A 17467-nucleotide genomic window follows, 5' to 3' on the forward strand; every position below is an offset into this window, starting at 1 on the left:
GCCGACCATGATCCCGCGCTATGCCCGCCCCGAGATGACAACCATCTGGGAGCCGGCGACGCGCTTCCGGATCTGGTACGAGATCGAGGCCCATGCCTGCCAGGCCATGGCCGATCTCGGCACCATCCCGCAGGAGAATGCCGCGGCGGTCTGGAAGGCCGATGGCGTCGAGTTCGACGTCGCCCGCATCGACGAGATCGAGGCGGTCACCAAGCACGACGTCATCGCCTTCCTCACCCACCTCGCCGAGCATATCGGCAGCGAGGAGGCGCGTTTCGTCCATCAGGGCATGACCTCTTCGGACGTGCTCGATACCGCCTTCAACGTGCAGCTCACCCGCGCCGCCGACATCCTGCTGGCCGATCTCGACCGCCTGCTCGCCGCGCTGAAGACCCGCGCGATGGAGCACAAGGACACGGTGCGCATCGGCCGCTCCCACGGCATCCATGCCGAGCCGACGACTATGGGCCTCACCTTCGCCCGCTTCTACGCCGAGATGGATCGCAACCGCGCCCGTCTGGTGAATGCCCGGGAAGAGATCGCCACCGGCGCGCTCTCCGGCGCGGTCGGCACCTTCGCCAATATCGACCCGCGGGTGGAGGAGTATGTCTGCGAGAAGCTGGGCCTCGCGCCCGAGCCGATCTCGACACAGGTCATCCCGCGTGACCGGCACGCGATGTTCTTCGCGACGCTCGGCGTCATCGCCAGCTCCATCGAGAACGTCGCCACCGAGATCCGCCACATGCAGCGCACCGAGGTGCTGGAGGCCGAGGAGTTCTTCTCTGCCGGTCAGAAGGGCTCCTCGGCCATGCCGCACAAGCGCAACCCGGTGCTGACGGAGAACCTCACGGGCCTCGCCCGCCTCGTGCGGAGCGCCGTAACCCCGGCGCTGGAGAACGTGGCCCTCTGGCACGAGCGCGACATTTCGCATTCCTCCGTCGAGCGCGGCATTGCTCCTGACGCGACGGTGCATCTCGACTTCGCGCTGAACCGGCTCGCCGGCGTGGTCGAGAAGCTGGTGATCTACCCCGAGACGATGCTGGCCAACCTGCACAAGTTCAAAGGGCTGGTCATGTCCCAGCGGGTGCTGCTGGCGCTGACGCAGGCGGGGGTGAGCCGCGAGGATGCCTACCGGCTGGTGCAGCGCAACGCGATGAAGGTCTGGGAAGAAGGCAAGGATTTCAAGGAAGAGCTGCTGGCCGATTCCGAGGTGACGGCGGCGCTGACGCCCGAGCAGATCGAGGAGAAGTTCGATCTGGGCTACCACACGAAGAACGTCGATACGATCTTCAAGCGGGTCTTCGGCTGAAGGGCGGCGAGGCCTTCGCGATTTCGGGCGGTGGAGGGGGGCTGTCTGCCCCCCGTCGCCTAAAGGCGACTCCCCCGAGGATTTTTCAGAGCAAAGACAGGGGCTTGGCGGGTCGCGCTCGGCTGAGGGTCGGGGGCGGCGCGTGACCGGGGCGTGGGGCCGGGTCGGCATTGACGGGCTGTTCACCAGAATCGGCTAGGACGGGCTGAGAGCAGAAGTCAGCCTTTGAGATGCCCGCGCCATGAACAGCCCCGCCTTCAAACCGATGAATGCCACTGCCGCGCCGGCCCTGTCGGCAGCGCCGGCGGGCGGCTCTGCGGGCGGGCTGACGCGGCGGCGCAAGGCGGCGATGGTGGTGCAGATGCTGCTGCGCGACGGCACCGATATCTCGCTGTCGAAGCTGCCCGAAGAGGTGCAACTCGACCTCACCCGCGAGCTTGGCCAACTCAAGGTTATCGACCGCGCCACGGTAGAGGCGGTGGCGAACGAGTTTCTGAACGATCTGGAATCGGTGGGCCTCACCTCGCCCGGCGGCCTCGAGGGCGCGCTGGCGGCGCTCCGCGACAGGCTCAGCCCCTCCGCCGCCGCCCGCCTGCATGGCGAAACGCCGAGCGGCCGCGCCGACCCCTGGTCGATGGTCGCGGCGCTGAAGGTCGAGCATCTGGTGCCGATAATGGAGAATGAATGCACCGAGGTGGCGGCTGTCACCCTCTCCAAGTTGCCCGCTGGCAAGGCCGCGGAGCTGCTGGGCAAGCTGCCGGGCGAGCGGGCGCGCCGCGTTGCCTTTGCCGTCAGCCAGACGGCCGGCATCTCGCCCGCCGCGGTGGCCCGCATCGGCAAGGCGCTGGCAGCCGAATACGGCGCGCGGCCGCCCACGGCCTTCGCCGACATGCCGGAATCGCGGCTTGGCACGATCCTCAACTCCTCCAAGCCGCAGACGCGCGAGGAGGTGCTGGAGGCGCTGGATGCCGAGGCGCCCGATTTCGCCCGCGGCGTGCGCAAGGCGATCTTCACTTTCGGCAACATCCCGGGCCGCGTGCAGCCGCTCGACCTGCCCAAGGTCACGCGCAACATCGAGAACGAGGTGCTGGTGACAGCCCTTGCCGCCGGCAGCGGCCTGGGCGGCGATGAGGCCGCGGCATCGGACTTCATCCTCTCCGGCCTGCCGGGGCGGATGGCAGACACGTTGCGCGAATCCATGGGCGAGCGCGGCAAGGTGAAGAAGGCCGAGGGCGAGGCCGCCATGTCGGCGGTCGTCACGGCGATCCGCTCGGCTGTGGAGGCGGGAGACATCTCGCTTGTCGAACAAGGGGACGACGAAGAGGACGAATAACCTCTTCGAGAGAGCGGAGCCGGCCGTTGGGGGCGGGCCGACCGTAGCATACGAGAGCGGCGGTGGCGTAGGGGCGCCCCGGCCTGCCTCTGGGTGGCCAGAACCGGCACTTGTCGAAAATGAGAGAGACGTCGGGCCGTTGAATTGGTGGCGCACGCTGGTTTGCCTTCGGGCAGGCACTGCGTGGTGCGCGGAGCGCAGGAGCGAAACCGCGCAGCTTGTTGGGAATGGTGGCGTTGAATGCCGAGAGGGCTCGACCGAGGGCGGACGCCAGGATGACCTCGGCCCTAGAGTGTCAGCCTCGCCGCAGCACAGATGCGGCCCGGCCCCGGCTCCTGCACGATAGCGACGAGCTCGTCGTCGCCCGGCACTTCCGCCTCGATCCGAAGCGGCGTCACGCCGTCCCATTCGCCCAGAACTGTCCAGGAGGTGACGATATTGGCATAGGTCAGCATCAGCCCGGCATTCTCGCCGCGCTGGATATCCACGCTCTCCTGCGGCCGGTAACTGACGAGCTGCACCACCATCGGATGCGGGCTTTCCAGCGCCTCGGCCGAGATCACCACGTGGTCGCCCTCTCGCGTCAGCGTCAGGCCCATGTCTTCGGTTTCGGCGGCCGCGGCGCGCATCGCGTCCATCAGTTCCATGGCGCGGGCGCCGATCACATGGGTCTCGCCGCCGATGACGAATTGCGGGGTGTAGACCGCCGTCGCCCCGGCGGCGCGGGCATAGCGGCGCTGGCGCTGAGTGAAGGCCGGCTGGGCGAAGCTGTCGGCCCAGCCGATGTAATCCCAGTAGTCGACATGTAGCGCCAGGGCGATCACGTCCTGCCGCCCGGCCAGCTGCTGCAGCAGCGCATCCGCCGGCGGGCAGGAGGAACAGCCCTGCGAGGTGTAAAGCTCGACCACCACGGGTGCATCCTCCGCCTGCGCCGCCGAGGCGGGCAGCATCGAGGCAGACAGAACGATAGCGAAGATATTGGCCCAGATGGCGCGCATGGATGATCCCTGTTCTCAGCTTGGTCTAGCCGGGCGCACCCGCACTGGCCAATCAAGGCTTGTTGAAACCGGGCGGAGAACGCGCAGGCGTGACCGAACTGCCTCTTGCCTCCCACTGTGCACAATTGTATACCGCGCCGCAGCGGCCCCTTGATCGCGCCTCACGGTTGCGCGAGAAGCAGGCCAAGACCGTCACCCGTGATCCCACATCCGAGGAGGCCCCCCATGCCCATCGTGACCGGCCATGATACGGCCAAGACCCGCCGCAGCCTTTCTGCCGGCGGTGCCACCGTTTCCTATTACTCCATACCCGCCGCCACCGAGGCCGGCCTTGGCGATTTCGGCCGCCTGCCCGCCTCGCTGAAGGTGGTGCTGGAGAACCTGCTGCGCTTCGAGGATGGCGGCTTCTCCGTCTCCACCGACGATATCAAGGCCTTCGCGGAGTGGGGCGCCAATGGCGGCAAGAACCCCCGCGAGATCGCTTATCGCCCCGCCCGCGTGCTGATGCAGGATTTCACCGGTGTTCCCGCGGTGGTCGATCTTGCCGCCATGCGCGACGGCATCAAGGCCCTCGGCGGTGACGCCCAGAAGATCAACCCGCTGAACCCCGTCGACCTCGTCATCGACCACTCGGTGATGATCGACGAGTTCGGCAACCCCCGCGCCTTCCAGATGAATGTCGACCGGGAATACGAGCGCAATATGGAGCGCTACGAGTTCCTCAAATGGGGCCAGGGCGCGTTCGACAACTTCCGCGTTGTGCCCCCGGGCACCGGCATCTGCCACCAGGTGAACCTTGAATACCTCGCCCAGACCGTCTGGACGGATACCGACCAGAACGGCGAGGAAGTCGCCTATCCCGACACGCTCGTCGGCACCGACAGCCACACCACCATGGTCAACGGCCTTGCCGTGCTCGGCTGGGGTGTGGGCGGCATCGAAGCCGAAGCGGCCATGCTCGGCCAGCCGATCTCGATGCTCATCCCCGAAGTCGTCGGCTTCAAGCTGACCGGCGAGATGATGGAAGGCACGACAGGCACCGACCTTGTGCTCAAGGTCGTCGAGATGCTCCGCCAGCACGGCGTCGTCGGCAAGTTCGTCGAATTCTACGGCGACGGGCTCGACAACCTGCCGCTGGCGCAGCGCGCCACCATCGCCAACATGGCGCCCGAATACGGCGCCACCTGCGGCTTCTTCCCCATCGACGACGAGACCCTGCGCTACCTGCGCCAGACGGGCCGCGACGAGGGCCGCATCGCGCTGGTCGAAGCCTATGCCAAGGAAAACGGCATGTGGCGCGGGCCGGACTACTCCCCGGTCTATTCCTCCACGCTGGAGCTCGACATGGGCACCATCGTGCCCGCCATCTCGGGCCCCAAGCGCCCGCAGGATTACATCGCGCTCGACGGCGCGGCGCCGGCCTTCCACAAGTATGTGAAGGGCATCCGCGAGGGCAAGGACGCCTCTGCCAATGCCGAGGTACGCTGGGAAGGCGAAGGCGGCCAGCCCGAGCCGCGCGACATCCCCGGCAACGAAGGCCACCACAACGTCGGCTTCGTGCCGACCGACGATGGCCATTACCAGCTGCATGACGGCTCGATCGTGATCGCCTCGATCACCTCCTGCACCAACACGTCGAACCCCTATGTGATGATCGGCGCGGGCCTGCTCGCCCGCAAGGCGCGCGAAAAGGGCCTGACCCGCAAGCCTTGGGTGAAGACCTCGCTCGCCCCCGGCTCTCAGGTGGTCTCGGCCTATCTGGAGGCCGGCGGCCTGCAGGACGATCTCGACGCCATCGGCTTCAACCTCGTCGGCTACGGCTGCACCACCTGCATCGGCAACTCGGGGCCCCTGGAGCCCGCGATCAGCAAGGCGATCAACGATTACGACCTGATCGGCGTCTCGGTGCTCTCGGGCAACCGCAACTTCGAGGGCCGCATCTCGCCGGACGTGCGGGCGAACTACCTCGCCTCGCCGCCGCTGGTCGTGGCCTACAGCCTCGTTGGCGACATGAATGTCGACATCACCAAAGCGCCGCTCGGCAACGACCAGGACGGCAACCCCGTCTACCTGAAGGACATCTGGCCGAGCCAGGCCGAGATTGCCGAGATGGTCGAGAAGACCGTCACCCGCGAGGCCTTCCAGGAGAAGTACGCCGACGTCTTCAAGGGCGACGAGCGCTGGCAGGCCATCGAGACCTCGGAGGGCGAAACCTACGCCTGGCCGCCGGCCTCGACCTATGTGCAGAACCCGCCCTATTTCGAAGGCATGGGTCCCGAGAAGGGCGACATCTCCTCGATCAAGGGCGCGCGCGTGCTCGCCATCCTCGGCGACATGGTCACGACCGACCACATCTCGCCCGCTGGCTCGTTCAAAGACAGTACGCCCGCCGGCAAGTACCTCGTCGAGCATCAAGTGCCTGTGCGGGAGTTCAACTCCTACGGCTCGCGCCGCGGCAACCACGAGGTGATGATGCGCGGCACCTTCGCCAACATCCGCATCAGGAACGAGATGCTGGACGGGGTGGAAGGCGGCTACACGCTCGGGCCGGACGGCAAGGAGATGGCCATCTACGACGCCGCCATGGCCTACCAGGAGCAGGGCACGCCGCTGGTCATCTTCGCCGGTGAGCAATACGGCGCTGGCTCGTCGCGCGACTGGGCGGCCAAGGGCACGGCCCTTCTGGGTGTGAAAGCGGTGATCGCCGAGAATTTCGAGCGCATCCACCGCAGTAACCTCGTCGGCATGGGAGTGATCCCCTTCGAGTTCACGAATGGCGACACCCGCAAATCGCTGAACCTGAAGGGTGACGAGAGCGTCGACATCCCGGGCCTCGAAGAGGTGAAGCCGCAACAGATGGTGACGGCGACGATCACCTATGGCGACGGCACCACGAAGGACATCGAGCTGCGCTGCCGCATCGATACGGCGCCGGAGATCGAATATGTCGAGAACGGCGGCGTCCTGCACTTCGTGCTGCGCAACCTCGCCAAGGCGAGCTGAGCCGCACCTTTGAGCTTAGATTGACGGCGGGGCTTCGGCCCCGCCGTTTTCGTTTCCGCCGCGCTCTGCTGGGCCGCCGAACTTGGCGAGCCCGCGCTCCCGTGGGGGCCAGCCCCCACACCCCCGGGATTTTCTAGAGCAAAGACAGGGGGGCGAGGCTCTGCCGCCCCTGCCTCTCGCTTTTCTTCAAATATCCCGGGGGTTCGGGGGCTGGCCCCCGTCCTGCCTCATCCACTCATTCCCCCTCGCGCTCTTGCCCCGACCCCGCCAAAACGGGCAATCTTAGGTAAAAGGAGAGGGCATGACCGCCGACGAGATCATCGCAGAGCTGGGCCTCGCGCCGCATCCCGAGGGTGGCTGGTACCGCCAGACCTGGGAGGGCGCGGAGGCGCCCCGCGCATCGGGCACCTGCATCTACTTCCTGCTCAAACCCGGCGAGCGCAGCCATTGGCACCGCGTCGATGCGACCGAGATCTGGCACTTCTATGCCGGCGCGCCGCTCACGCTGCGCCTTGCACCCAGCGAGGCCGGTCCTGTGGAGGCGCAGGCGCTCGGCCCGAACCTCGCCGCCGGGCAGCGCCCGCAGCTCATCGTGCCCGCGGGCCATTGGCAAGCGGCGGAGGCTGGCGAGGGCTGGGCGCTGGTGGGCTGTACCGTCTCGCCTGGCTTCCGCTTCGAGGGCTTCGAGCTGGCGGAGCCGGGCTTCGACATTCCCGCCCAGACCGCATGAGCGCGCCGGTCGAGATCGACGCGCGGGGCCTGCGCTGCCCCCTGCCCGTCCTACGGCTGCGCAAGGTGCTGGCCGGCATGCCCGCCGGCGGGCTGGTGCTGTTGCTGGCGGATGACCCGATGGCAGTGCTCGACGTGCCGCATTTCGCCCAGGAGGCGGGGCACGAGATCGTCGAGACGACGACGCAGCCGAATACATGGCTGGTGCGGCGCGGGCCGGTGCGCAGCACTCTCTGACAGCAGAACGCCCGCCTCCGAAGAGACGGGCGCCCTGATTTCACTACGTGCCGTAGGGCCTTAGCCCCGCGACCACCAGCCGCGACGCTTCGGCTTTCCGCTGTCTTCGCTGTCGGCACTCGCCTCGGCCATCTCAGGCGCGGGCTCCGGCTGCGCCGGTTCCGGCGCCGCTTCGGCCACGGGCTCGGGCCGCGGTGCAGGCTCTTCGGCGGGCTCGGGCTGAGCGCCCGCGCTGTCCTCGTCGCCGCCCACTTCGGGCAGCGGCGCGGGCGCAGGCTCGGGTTCCGCCGGCTTGGCGGCCTCTTCCGGCGCGGCGGCGGGCGTCTCGCTGCCCGGCAGATCCGCCTCGGCCTCCGGCTCCACCTTCTTGCGGCGGGTGCGGCGGCGCTTGGGCTTCTCTTCGGCCTCCGGCTCCGGCGTCGCTTCGGCTGCGGGGGCTGCCTCGGCGGCAGGCGCAGATTCGGCGGCCTCGGGGCTCTCGGCTTCCGGCTCCACCTTCTTCCGGCTGCGGGTACGGCGGCGCTTCGGCTTTTCTTCCGTCTCTTCGCTCACGGCCGGTGCGGGCTCAGCGGCTTTGGCCGGGGCCTCTTCGGCGGCAGGTTGATCGTCGCCCGAGCTATCGTCGCCCGAGCTGTCATCACCCTGGTCGTCGTTATCGTCCGAGCGCGCATCGTTGCCCTGGTTGTCACCATTCTCGCCGTTGCTGCCGCCCCGACGCCGCCGGCGCCGACGGCGCTTCTTCTTCGGCTTGTCGTCTTCGGAGTTCTCGGCAGAGGCGGCCGCGACATCCGCGACAGCGGTGGGCGCCTCGGGCACCTCATCCTCATCGGGGGTCTCGTCGGAGACATCCTCTTCGGCCTCTTCCATCAGTTCGGGGCTGGCGTGCACCACGGGGGCCAGGCCCTCGGGCACCGAGCGGGTGGCCGTCTTGAACTTCTCGACGGTGTAATCCGGCGAGATCAGCGTGGGATCGCCCTCCAGCCGCACGGCCATGCCGTAGCGCAGCTCGATGCCGGCGATATGCTCGCGCTTCGTGTTGTAGAGGAAGTTGAGAATGCCCACGGGGGCCTTCACCAGCACCTCTTTCGACCGCCCTCGCACGCCCTCTTCCTCCAGCTGGCGGAGGATGGCGAGCGCGACGTTGTCGTCGCTGCGCAGCAGGCCCGTGCCGTGGCAATGCGAGCAGGGCTGCGTCGTGGCTTCGAGCATGCCGGGCCGCAGGCGCTGGCGGCTCATCTCAAGCAGGCCGAAGCCCGAGATGCGGCCGACCTGGATGCGGGCGCGATCGGTCTTCAGCTTGTCTTTCAGACGCTTCTCGACGGCGGTGTTGTTCTTGCGCTCATCCATGTCGATGAAGTCGATCACGATGAGACCAGCAAGGTCGCGCAAGCGCATCTGGCGGGCCACCTCTTCGGCAGCCTCCAGGTTGGTCTTCAGCGCCGTCTGCTCGATCGAGCCTTCCTTGGTGGCCCGGCCCGAGTTGACGTCGACCGCGACGAGCGCCTCGGTGATGCCGATCACGATATAGCCGCCAGAGGGCAGCTGAACCGTCGGGTTGAACATGGCCGCCAGCGTCGATTCCACCTGATAGCGAGCGAACAGCGGCATCGGGTCGACATAGGGTTTCACGTTCTTGGCGTGGGACGGCATGATCATTTTCATGAAGTCCTTGGCATTGCGGTAGCCCGCCTCGCCTTCCACGATCACCTCGTCGATCTCCCGGCTGTAGAGGTCGCGGATCGAGCGTTTAATCAGGTCGCCTTCCTCGTAGATCTTCGCGGGCGCCGTCGACTTGAGCGTCAGCTCGCGGATCTGCTCCCACATGCGCTGCAGGTATTCGTAATCGCGCTTGATCTCGCTCTTCGTCCGCTGGCTGCCGGCCGTGCGGATGATAAGCCCCGCGCCCTTCGGCACGTCGAGCTCGTTGGCGATGTCCTTCAGCTTCTTGCGGTCGCTGGCGTTGGTGATCTTGCGCGAGATGCCGCCGCCCCGGGCGGTGTTCGGCATCAGCACGCAGTAGCGGCCGGCGAGGCTGAGATAGGTGGTGAGGGCAGCGCCCTTATTGCCGCGCTCTTCCTTGACGACCTGCACCAGCATGATCTGGCGGACCTTCACGACCTCCTGGATCTTGTAGCGCTTCGGCCGCGGCTTGCGCGCGGGGCGCACCTCGTCACGGTCATCGTCCTGACCGGCGGATTCGATGGTGGTGTCCTTGTCGACATGCTCGACAGAGGTGTCGTCGTCGCTGTCGTCCTCTTCAGAGGGCGTGTCGACCGGGGTCTCGGAGACCGTCTCCATCGGCGAGGCACCTTCGGGTGCGTCGTCGTTGTCGTCCTCGTCATCGAGGTCGATCGTCTCCATCCCCGAGGCTTCGCCTGAGGTGGTCGCGTTGTTGTCGGCCTTGGCAGAGCGCGAGCGGCTGCGCGAGCGGCGCTGGCGCTTCTTCGGCTCTTCGTCGTCCTCGCCGTCTTCGTCCTTCATCGATTCCGCATAGGCGCGCTCTTCTTCGATGAGCGCCTCGCGGTCGGCGACCGGGATCTGGTAGTAATCGGGGTGGATCTCGCTGAAGGCGAGAAAGCCGTGCCGGTTGCCGCCGTAATCGACGAAAGCGGCCTGCAGCGAGGCTTCGACCCGCGTGACCTTCGCTAGATAGATGTTGCCGGCGAGCTGACGCTTCGCCGCGCTTTCAAAATCGAATTCCTCGACCTTGTTTCCGTCGACCACCACAACGCGGGTCTCTTCCGCGTGGGTGGCATCGATGAGCATTTTGTTAGCCATGTTGCCTGATTGCATTCGGCCGGTGCCCGTCGCCCGGGTGGGGCGGCTGGCCTGGCGGAATGTCTGATTGGGGCGAGAGACGAGCTGCGGCAGAGCTGCGTCTCGGCCGCGGGCCCCTGGGGGGCCGCTGCCGGTGTGCCTCTGCTCATCGCGCGCGTCATCGCGGTTCTTCTCCGGCAGCCGGCATTGCACCCGCTGCCCGTTTTATCGCCCGGCCCGCCCGTGCAAGTCAGCATTGGGAGCCGGGGCGCATCGCTGGCCCGCTTGGGGCCATAACCCTGTCTCAGAGCTCGGGGGGATTGGCCCGGCGCGTCTGGTACAGAAACCTCACCGGCGGCGCATGACGTGGGCATGCCGCGTCCGGTCCCCCTACATAAGGGCAAGGCGGGCCCAGCATCAATGGGCAATCGCTCAGCGAAAAATCTTGGGCGCCGCCACGCCGGGGCGTTGAGGGCCTCGTCGCGGCTGTCATGCTGCCGTCGCCGGGCAGACATTCCCCTGTGATCTGCAGCGCGTTGAAGGGGGCCAGTCAACTCACGGAGCTGCCATGACCCGCCTTCCCCTCCTCGCCCTGCCCCTTGCTGTCGCTGCCCTGCCCGCGCTGGCCCAGGCCGATCTGCCCGCGCCCGAGCTATACGGTGCCATCACCCTGCCCTCCGGCCTCGCGCTGGCCGGCACGACCTTCGGCGGCATCTCCGACCTGGCGGTCGATCAGGCCACCGGCCACATCCTCGCCATCTCCGACGACCGCGTCGACCACGGCCCGGCGCGCTTCTACGAGCTGGCGCTGGCGGCGGCAGACGGCGTGGTGACGCTCGACATCGTGGCCACCCACGAGCTGACCGACGAGACCGGCGCTGCCATCGGCGCAAAAGGGGCAGACCCGGAGGGCATCGCCTATGACGCGCCCACGGGTCGGCTGTTCTGGTCGTCGGAGCGCGATGCCGAGGGCGTGCCTGCGATCTACGTCGCGGGGCTGGATGGCACGGGCGCCGCGAAGGCCACCCTGCCCGGGGCCTACCTGCCCGGCGACGGCACCGGCATCTATAACAACCTCGGCTTCGAGGGGCTGGCGCTCACCAATGACGGGCAAACCCTTGTTGCGGCGACCGAAAGTGCCCTGCAGCAGGATGGCCCTATCGCATCGCTCGAGGCCGGCACGCTCTCTCGCATCCTGATGATCGACGCGGCCACCCTGCAGGTTCAGGCTGAGTATCTCTACCCGGTCGAGGCGATCTACGAGGCCCCGACGGGCGAGGAAAGCTGGAATGACAACGGCGTCTCCGCCATCGCCTACACGCCCGAAGGCGAGCTGGTGGTGGTGGAGCGCAGCTTCGCCTCCGGCCAGGGCAACCATATCCGCTTCTATACGGTGGACATGGCTGGCGCGACCGACGTGGCGGCGGAAGGCACCGACGGCGCGACTCCGGTCAGCAAGTCGCTGTGGTTCGAGATCGGCGAGGGCGATTTCGGCGGGCTCGACGTCGACAATATCGAGAGCCTGACCTTCCTGCCCGAGATCGACGGGCAGCCGGCCTTCCTCATCGCCTCGGACGACAACTTCAACCCGGCGAGCCAGTTCAGCCAGTTCGTGGTCTTCACGATCCCTCAGTGACGTCCAGCACCAGCGGCCGGTGGTCAGACACCTCCGGCCGCGCCGGCACGTCGAAGGCGGCGACCGGCACGCCCGGCGTGACCAGGCAGTAATCGGCATAGCGCTGCGGCTTGGGGTAGAGGCTGGTGCGGGTGTCGGTATGGCCGCGCCCGGTCACAAGGTCGGTGAGGCCAAGGCGGGCGAAGATTGCGAAGCTCTCGCTATCTGGCAGAAGGTTCAGATCGCCCGCCAGCACCATGGGCTCATCCTTCCGGGCCAGGCTGTCTAGCAGAGCCACCATCGCCTCCGCCTGCGCGCGCCTTGCCGGAGTGTCGCCCTTGCCGGTGGGGTCGCGAAGGCCATGGAGGTGGGAGACGACGAGCGGCGCCCCTGCCCCCTCGATGCGAAACGCCTGTGCTGTGCGCGGCACCGGCTCCTCCCCCCAGCCACCGGCGCGGTAGGTGCCATGAACAAAGCCGCTCGCCATCGCCGTTACCGCCAGATGCGGCGCGATCCAGGCGGCGATGCCGTGTTCCGAGGGCACGTCGCGGCCGTCCTGATCCTGCAGAGTGCCGCGGGCGGCGGGCGAGAAGGTCGCCTGATGGCGCGGCAGCAGGCGGCTGACGTCTGCGAAGAGGTCGGCCCGCTGATCGAGGCTGCGGAAGGCGTCGCGGTAGGCGAGCCAGTCTGGCGAGGGCTGCGGCGCGCGGGTGACTTCCTGCAGGAGCAGGATGTCGGCGCGGGCCTCGGGCAGCCAGTCCGCGAGTGCGGGCCAGCACTGGCCGCCCCAAGCGTTGAGACTGATGATGCGCATGGGTTTCTGCTCCCCGCTCCCTTTCGGGAGAGTGTCGCGAGAAAGGGCGCTAGGTCCAGCCCGCTGAAGCAGGTTGAGAGCGCGGAGGGGGCGCTGCCCCCGCCTGCGGCCCCCCGAGGTATTTCTGGCCAGATGAAATGGGGGCGGAGCGTCCTGGAGCCGGCCTTGAAGCCTCAGCCCAGGTAGTCGCCCCGGCTGAGGTTGTACTTCGCCATCTTCTCGTTGAGCGTCCGGCGCGGCAGGCAAAGCTCTTCCATCACCGCGGCGATGGAGCCCTTGTGGCGGCGCATGGTGTTGTCGATCAGCATGCGCTCGAAGGCTTCCACGAATTCCTTCAAGGGCTTGCCCTCGGTCGTCATCGCGGGCTGCGCCTCTTCGCCGTCGCTCATCAGCAGCGAGGCGATGGAGCCCGAGCCGCGGCGCGATTGCAGCACGGCGCGCTCGGCGACGTTGATGAGCTGGCGCACATTGCCGGGCCAGGGTGCCTGCAGAAGCTGCGCCGCCTCCTGCGCCGAAAGCTCGGGCGTGGGGCAGCCGTATTCATCGGCGAACTGGTCGGACTTCTGGGTGAAGATCGTCAGGATGTCTTCGCCCCGCTGGCGGAGCGGCGGGACGGTTATGCGCAAGGCGGCAAGGCGGTAGAACAGATCCGAGCGCAGCTCGCTCTCGCAGGTCTTGCCCTCGTCCTGCAGGTTGCAGATGGCGGTGATGCGCGTCTCGGCCGGGTTGCCCAACTCGTTGAGCGCCGTCAGCAAGCGCGCCTGCATCGCGGTGGAGAGCGACTCGATGCCCTCCAGGACCAGCGTGCCGCCGCGGGCTTCGTCCAGCGCCGGAACCGGCCCGTTCTCCTCCGCGGGGCCGAAGAGCCGGCGGGCGATGGTTTCATCGTCATAGGCGGCGCAGGGCAGTATCACGAAGGGCTTGTTGGCCCTCGGGCCGACGGCGTGCAGCGCATGGGCGACCAGCGTCTTGCCCGTGCCCGTCTCGCCCTCGATCAGCACATGGCCATCGGCCTGGCCGAGATCGAGGATGTCCTCGCGCAGACGCTCCATCGCCGGCGACGAGCCGATGATCTTGTTCATCAGCGCCGAGCCGTCGGACAATTCGCGCCGCAGCGCGCGCGCATCCAGCGAGACGCGGCGGGCCTGGGCGGCCTTCTTGGCGAGCTCAGTCATCCGGTCGGGGTTGAATGGCTTTTCGAGAAAGTCGAAGGCGCCGATGCGCATCGCTTCCACCGCCATGGGCACGTCGCCATGGCCGGTGATCATGATGACGGGCAGCGCGGGGTCGACCGTGCGCAGGCGCCGCAGAAAGCTCATGCCGTCCATGCCGGGCATGCGCACATCGGTGACGACGATGCCGGGATAATCGGGGCTGAGGCCCTTCAGAGCATCCTCGGCAGAGCCGAACGTCTCGGTATCGAAACCCGACAGCGCGAGCCATTGTCCAATGGACTGGCGCATGTCCTTTTCGTCGTCGACGATCGCGATCTTCATCGCCTTGTTCATGGATGCTCCTCCCCGGTATTCGGGACCGATCTACGGTATGTTGTTTTTTCTGCTCACATCAAAAGATAGTGCCTATTCCGCCGCCTCAACCCTTTGCTCCCCCGACGGAAGTTCCACTTCGAAAACGGCCCCGCCCAGCGGCGAGTTCCGCGCGGTGAGCCTTCCGCCCAGTTCCGCCACGATGCCGGACGAGATCGCAAGGCCAAGGCCTACACCGTCGCCGGGCTGCTTGGTGGTATAAAACGGCTCGAACAGCGCCTCCAGATTTTCGATGCCATGGCCGTTGTCGCGCACCGTCAGGCGAATGCTGTCGCCGGCAGCCAGCGTGATGTCGATAGCCGGTTCGGCCACGTCTTTCGTCGCATCGATGGCATTGCGCAAGAGATTGACGATCACCTGTTCGAGACGCAGCCGGTCGCCTGTCACTACGACAGGATTGGACGGCAAGGCCCTGGTAATATTTACCTTCTTGTTCTTTAGCTGCGGCTCCATCATCGCCAGCGCCGAAGAGACGGCCGCGCGCACATCCATGGGCGCGAAGGCGTCGGCCCCCTTGCGGGCATAGCTCTTCAGCTGCCGGGTGATGGCGCCCATGCGGTCGATCAGATCGTCGATGCGGTGGAAGCTGGCCAGCGCCTCCTCGGGCCGCCGCCGCTCCAGAAGCAGCCGGGCGCCGGCGAGATAGGTCTTCATTGCGGCCAGCGGCTGGTTCAGCTCGTGGCTGACAGAGGCGCTCATCTCGCCCAGCACGGCGAGCTTTGAACTTTGCGCGAGCGTCTGTTCGGCAACCTGCAGGTTCTCTTCGGCCTTCTGGCGCTCTGCCATCTCGCGCTGCAGGCGGCGGTTGAGCTCGCGCAGCTCGGCGCTCTCGCGTTGGAAGAACACCATCCGGTTCGCCGCCTTGCGCGACGAGGCCCAGAAGCCGCCGGCCAGCAGGATGGCGAAGCCCATGATCTCCAGCGCCAACACGCCGTTCACCCGCTCGCGGACGCTGGCATAGGTGGTGAAGGTCACCAGCCGCCAGCCCTGGAACGGTACGCGCAGCTCGCGCCGCAGCACCGCCTCGCCGCCGAGATAGGCGTCGGGGGGAAGCACAGTCCAATCCTGGGTCAGCCGAAGGGCCCGCTCGATGGCGGAGGGCACGGATTGGGTGGCGAGCGCTGCCCTCTCCTCCAGCCCGCGCCAGCGCGGCTCGGTGGACAGGATGATCTGCCCCTCGCTGTCGAGCACGATCACCGCGTCCTGCGTGCCCACCCACGAGCGCTCCAGCCGGTTCAGGTCGGCCTCGACGGCGATGACGCCCAGCAGCGCGCCGCCCTGCTCGATCCTTCGGGAATAGAAGAAGCGGAACGAGCCGCTCTCTGTCTCTTCCAGCGAGAACATGGTGACGTTGTTGCGGACGGCGTTGATGTAATGGGGCGAGCCGCGGTGGTTCTCGCCCAGCCGCTCGCGGTTGGTCGAGGCAACGACGCGGCCGTCATTGTCGAACAGCATCAGCCCAGCAGCGCCGGATTCCTCCAGATACGACAGCAGCCTCGCCGAGGAGAGCGAGAAATCGGAGCTGTTGAGCGCGGCGATCAGCTCGGGGTCGCGGGCCAGAAGCTGTGGCACGATGGAATTGCGCTGCAGCTCGGAGACCATGGTGCCGGCATAAAGCGCGGCACGCACCTCGGCCCTGTTGCGGGTGGTCTCGGTGAAGCGCTCTGTCAGCAGCGCATTGGTCATCCACAGCACGGCAATCACCGTCACGGAGAAGACGGCGAGCAGCGCCTGCATCAGAACGCGGCGCGGCAGAGCGATTTTCGGCCAGGCTTTCATGGGCTGAAACTAAAGAGGCGCAGCCCCAGCGGCAAGCGCCTGCGCGTCAAGCCGCCTGCAGCGCCCCGACGAGGCCCTGGAACAGCGGCATCCCGTCGGTGCCGCCATGGCCGGCATCGGCTGCCCGCTCGGGGTGCGGCATCAGCCCCAGCACCCGGCGATTGGCGGAAAGGATGCCGGCGATATCGGCCTGGCTGCCATTGGGATTGCGCTCGTAGGTGAAGGCGATGCGGTCTTCGCCCTTCAGCTCGGCCAGCGTCTCGGGGCTGGCGAGGTAATTGCCGTCGTGATGCGCGATGGGGATCTCGATGCGCTGGCCCGGCTTGTAGCCGCGGGTGAAGGCACTGTCGGTCGTGGCCACAAACAGCGGCTCGGGCCGCGAGATGAAGGTGAGGCCCGCATTGCGCATCAGAACGCCGGGCAGCAGGCCCGTCTCGGTCAGTACCTGAAAGCCGTTGCAGACGCCAAGGGCATAGCCGCCCCGCTCGACATGGGCGATGAGCCCGGCCATCACCGGAGAGCGCGCCGCGATGGCGCCGCAGCGCAGGTAATCACCGAAGGAGAAGCCACCCGGCACGGCGACGAGATCGACGCTCGAAGGAAGCTCGGCCTCCTTGTGCCAGACCATGGTGACATCGGCCCCGGCGGCGCGCAGGGCCACGGCGAGATCACGGTCGCAATTGGACCCCGGAAAGACGATGACAGCGGCTTTCATGGCGGCTCCTTGGTTTGGCCGAGCTAAGAGCATTGTGGGCGGGAGGGGTCAAGAGGCTCAGGGGCTGGTGGTGTGCAGTGGGTCGCCAGACAGGCGTCGCGGGCCAGGAAACGCGCGCCAGAGAAGGCTACGTCTCACGCCGGCCCGTGGGGTGGCGCCCTCCTGCTCCGCTATCGAACTTTATGCGCGCAACACCCCTCCCAGCGGCGAGCTCGGCACTGCCTTCACCAGAGCGCCAGCCCGTGGGGAGGGGCCGGCGCTCGCGCGGCGGCCTGCCGGCCTTGATTCCGCGCAAGGTATGGAGCGGCTAGGTCTGGTCGTCGTGCGGCGAATGTCGGTGGTCAGACACCCTGCCGGAGAGCGAGCTTCAGCCCAGCTCCACCCGGTAGCTCTCGATCACGGTGTTGGCGAGCAGCCGCTGGCACATCGCCTCGGCCTCTTCCTTCGCCTTCGTCTCGTCGGTCTCGGCGAGGTCGAGCTCGATCACCTTGCCCTGGCGCACGCCTTCCACCCCGGCGAAGCCGAGCGAGCCGAGCGCGTGGCGCACGGCCTCTCCCTGCGGGTCGAGCACGCCGTCCTTGAGCATGATGGTGACGATGGCCTTCATGGGACCTCCCGGGGATTTCAACGG

13 protein-coding genes are annotated in these 17467 nt (G+C 67.3%); 6 read left to right on the forward strand and 7 right to left on the reverse strand.

Annotated elements, in window-relative coordinates; all coding sequences use genetic code 11:
* Positions 1-7: 7 nt before the first annotated feature.
* Together purB and ACXN5S_RS03910 are read left to right on the forward strand one after the other, a co-directional pair.
* Positions 8-1309, forward strand: coding sequence for an adenylosuccinate lyase (purB, locus tag ACXN5S_RS03905; protein ID WP_458604091.1), 1302 nt, complete (start codon positions 8-10; stop codon positions 1307-1309).
* A 241-nt stretch (positions 1310-1550) separates the two neighbouring features.
* On the forward strand, positions 1551-2642 hold the full coding sequence (locus tag ACXN5S_RS03910; RefSeq protein ID WP_458604092.1) for a FliG C-terminal domain-containing protein: 1092 nt from the start codon (positions 1551-1553) through the stop codon (positions 2640-2642).
* A gap of 287 nt (positions 2643-2929) precedes the next feature.
* Here ACXN5S_RS03910 and ACXN5S_RS03915 read toward each other — a convergent pair whose 3' ends face one another.
* Positions 2930-3640: a DUF1223 domain-containing protein gene (locus ACXN5S_RS03915; RefSeq protein ID WP_458604093.1), complete on the reverse strand. Its 711-nt coding sequence runs from the start codon at positions 3638-3640 to the stop codon at positions 2930-2932.
* 225 nt (positions 3641-3865) lie between these two features.
* On the opposite strand from ACXN5S_RS03915, the gene acnA reads away from it, so the two are divergent.
* The 3 genes from acnA to ACXN5S_RS03930 all read left to right on the forward strand — a co-directional run bounded on the left by acnA (position 3866) and on the right by ACXN5S_RS03930 (position 7609).
* Positions 3866-6643, forward strand: coding sequence for an aconitate hydratase AcnA (acnA, locus tag ACXN5S_RS03920; RefSeq protein ID WP_458604094.1), 2778 nt, complete (start codon positions 3866-3868; stop codon positions 6641-6643).
* Positions 6644-6944: 301 nt separating this feature from the next.
* Entirely contained in the window at positions 6945-7373 is a 429-nt protein-coding gene (locus ACXN5S_RS03925; protein WP_458604095.1) for a cupin domain-containing protein, read from the forward strand.
* Positions 7370-7609 carry a sulfurtransferase TusA family protein gene (locus tag ACXN5S_RS03930; RefSeq protein WP_458604096.1) on the forward strand — a complete coding sequence of 80 codons (240 nt, stop codon included), beginning with the start codon at positions 7370-7372 and terminating at the stop codon, positions 7607-7609. The genes ACXN5S_RS03925 and ACXN5S_RS03930 overlap by 4 nt, the downstream gene beginning before the upstream one ends.
* Positions 7610-7669: 60 nt before the next feature.
* Here ACXN5S_RS03930 and ACXN5S_RS03935 read toward each other — a convergent pair whose 3' ends face one another.
* Complete coding sequence (locus tag ACXN5S_RS03935; RefSeq protein ID WP_458604097.1) at positions 7670-10387, reverse strand: Rne/Rng family ribonuclease; 2718 nt, start codon at positions 10385-10387, stop codon at positions 7670-7672.
* 547 nt (positions 10388-10934) lie between these two features.
* On the opposite strand from ACXN5S_RS03935, the gene ACXN5S_RS03940 reads away from it, so the two are divergent.
* On the forward strand, positions 10935-12002 hold the full coding sequence (locus ACXN5S_RS03940) for an esterase-like activity of phytase family protein (protein WP_458604098.1): 1068 nt from the start codon (positions 10935-10937) through the stop codon (positions 12000-12002).
* Here ACXN5S_RS03940 and ACXN5S_RS03945 read toward each other — a convergent pair.
* The 5 genes from ACXN5S_RS03945 to purS all read right to left on the reverse strand — a co-directional run bounded on the left by ACXN5S_RS03945 (position 11986) and on the right by purS (position 17443).
* Positions 11986-12795, reverse strand: coding sequence for an endonuclease/exonuclease/phosphatase family protein (locus ACXN5S_RS03945; RefSeq protein WP_458604099.1), 810 nt, complete (start codon positions 12793-12795; stop codon positions 11986-11988). The genes ACXN5S_RS03940 and ACXN5S_RS03945 overlap by 17 nt on opposite strands.
* A 173-nt stretch (positions 12796-12968) precedes the next feature.
* On the reverse strand, positions 12969-14303 hold the full coding sequence (locus ACXN5S_RS03950; protein ID WP_458604100.1) for a sigma-54-dependent transcriptional regulator: 1335 nt from the start codon (positions 14301-14303) through the stop codon (positions 12969-12971).
* A 72-nt stretch (positions 14304-14375) separates the two neighbouring features.
* Positions 14376-16121, reverse strand: coding sequence for a sensor histidine kinase (locus ACXN5S_RS03955; protein ID WP_458604101.1), 1746 nt, complete (start codon positions 16119-16121; stop codon positions 14376-14378).
* 46 nt (positions 16122-16167) lie between these two features.
* Positions 16168-16836: a phosphoribosylformylglycinamidine synthase subunit PurQ gene (gene purQ, locus ACXN5S_RS03960; protein ID WP_458604102.1), complete on the reverse strand. Its 669-nt coding sequence runs from the start codon at positions 16834-16836 to the stop codon at positions 16168-16170.
* Positions 16837-17203: 367 nt separating this feature from the next.
* Entirely contained in the window at positions 17204-17443 is a 240-nt protein-coding gene (gene purS / locus ACXN5S_RS03965) for a phosphoribosylformylglycinamidine synthase subunit PurS (protein WP_458604103.1), read from the reverse strand.
* Between the last annotated feature and the right edge of the window lie 24 nt (positions 17444-17467).

The sequence above is a fragment of the Pseudoroseicyclus sp. H15 genome (assembly GCF_054353345.1).

Coding starts and splice junctions, on each gene's coding strand:
- purB (WP_458604091.1), top strand. CDS start 8: ATGATCCCGCGCTATGCCCGCCCCGAGATGACAACCATCTGGGAGCCG.
- ACXN5S_RS03945 (WP_458604099.1), bottom strand. CDS start 12,795: ATGCGCATCATCAGTCTCAACGCTTGGGGCGGCCAGTGCTGGCCCGCA.
- ACXN5S_RS03910 (WP_458604092.1), top strand. CDS start 1,551: ATGAACAGCCCCGCCTTCAAACCGATGAATGCCACTGCCGCGCCGGCC.
- ACXN5S_RS03950 (WP_458604100.1), bottom strand. CDS start 14,303: ATGAACAAGGCGATGAAGATCGCGATCGTCGACGACGAAAAGGACATG.
- ACXN5S_RS03930 (WP_458604096.1), top strand. CDS start 7,370: ATGAGCGCGCCGGTCGAGATCGACGCGCGGGGCCTGCGCTGCCCCCTG.
- ACXN5S_RS03955 (WP_458604101.1), bottom strand. CDS start 16,121: ATGAAAGCCTGGCCGAAAATCGCTCTGCCGCGCCGCGTTCTGATGCAG.
- ACXN5S_RS03925 (WP_458604095.1), top strand. CDS start 6,945: ATGACCGCCGACGAGATCATCGCAGAGCTGGGCCTCGCGCCGCATCCC.
- ACXN5S_RS03940 (WP_458604098.1), top strand. CDS start 10,935: ATGACCCGCCTTCCCCTCCTCGCCCTGCCCCTTGCTGTCGCTGCCCTG.
- ACXN5S_RS03935 (WP_458604097.1), bottom strand. CDS start 10,387: ATGGCTAACAAAATGCTCATCGATGCCACCCACGCGGAAGAGACCCGC.
- acnA (WP_458604094.1), top strand. CDS start 3,866: ATGCCCATCGTGACCGGCCATGATACGGCCAAGACCCGCCGCAGCCTT.
- ACXN5S_RS03915 (WP_458604093.1), bottom strand. CDS start 3,640: ATGCGCGCCATCTGGGCCAATATCTTCGCTATCGTTCTGTCTGCCTCG.
- purS (WP_458604103.1), bottom strand. CDS start 17,443: ATGAAGGCCATCGTCACCATCATGCTCAAGGACGGCGTGCTCGACCCG.
- purQ (WP_458604102.1), bottom strand. CDS start 16,836: ATGAAAGCCGCTGTCATCGTCTTTCCGGGGTCCAATTGCGACCGTGAT.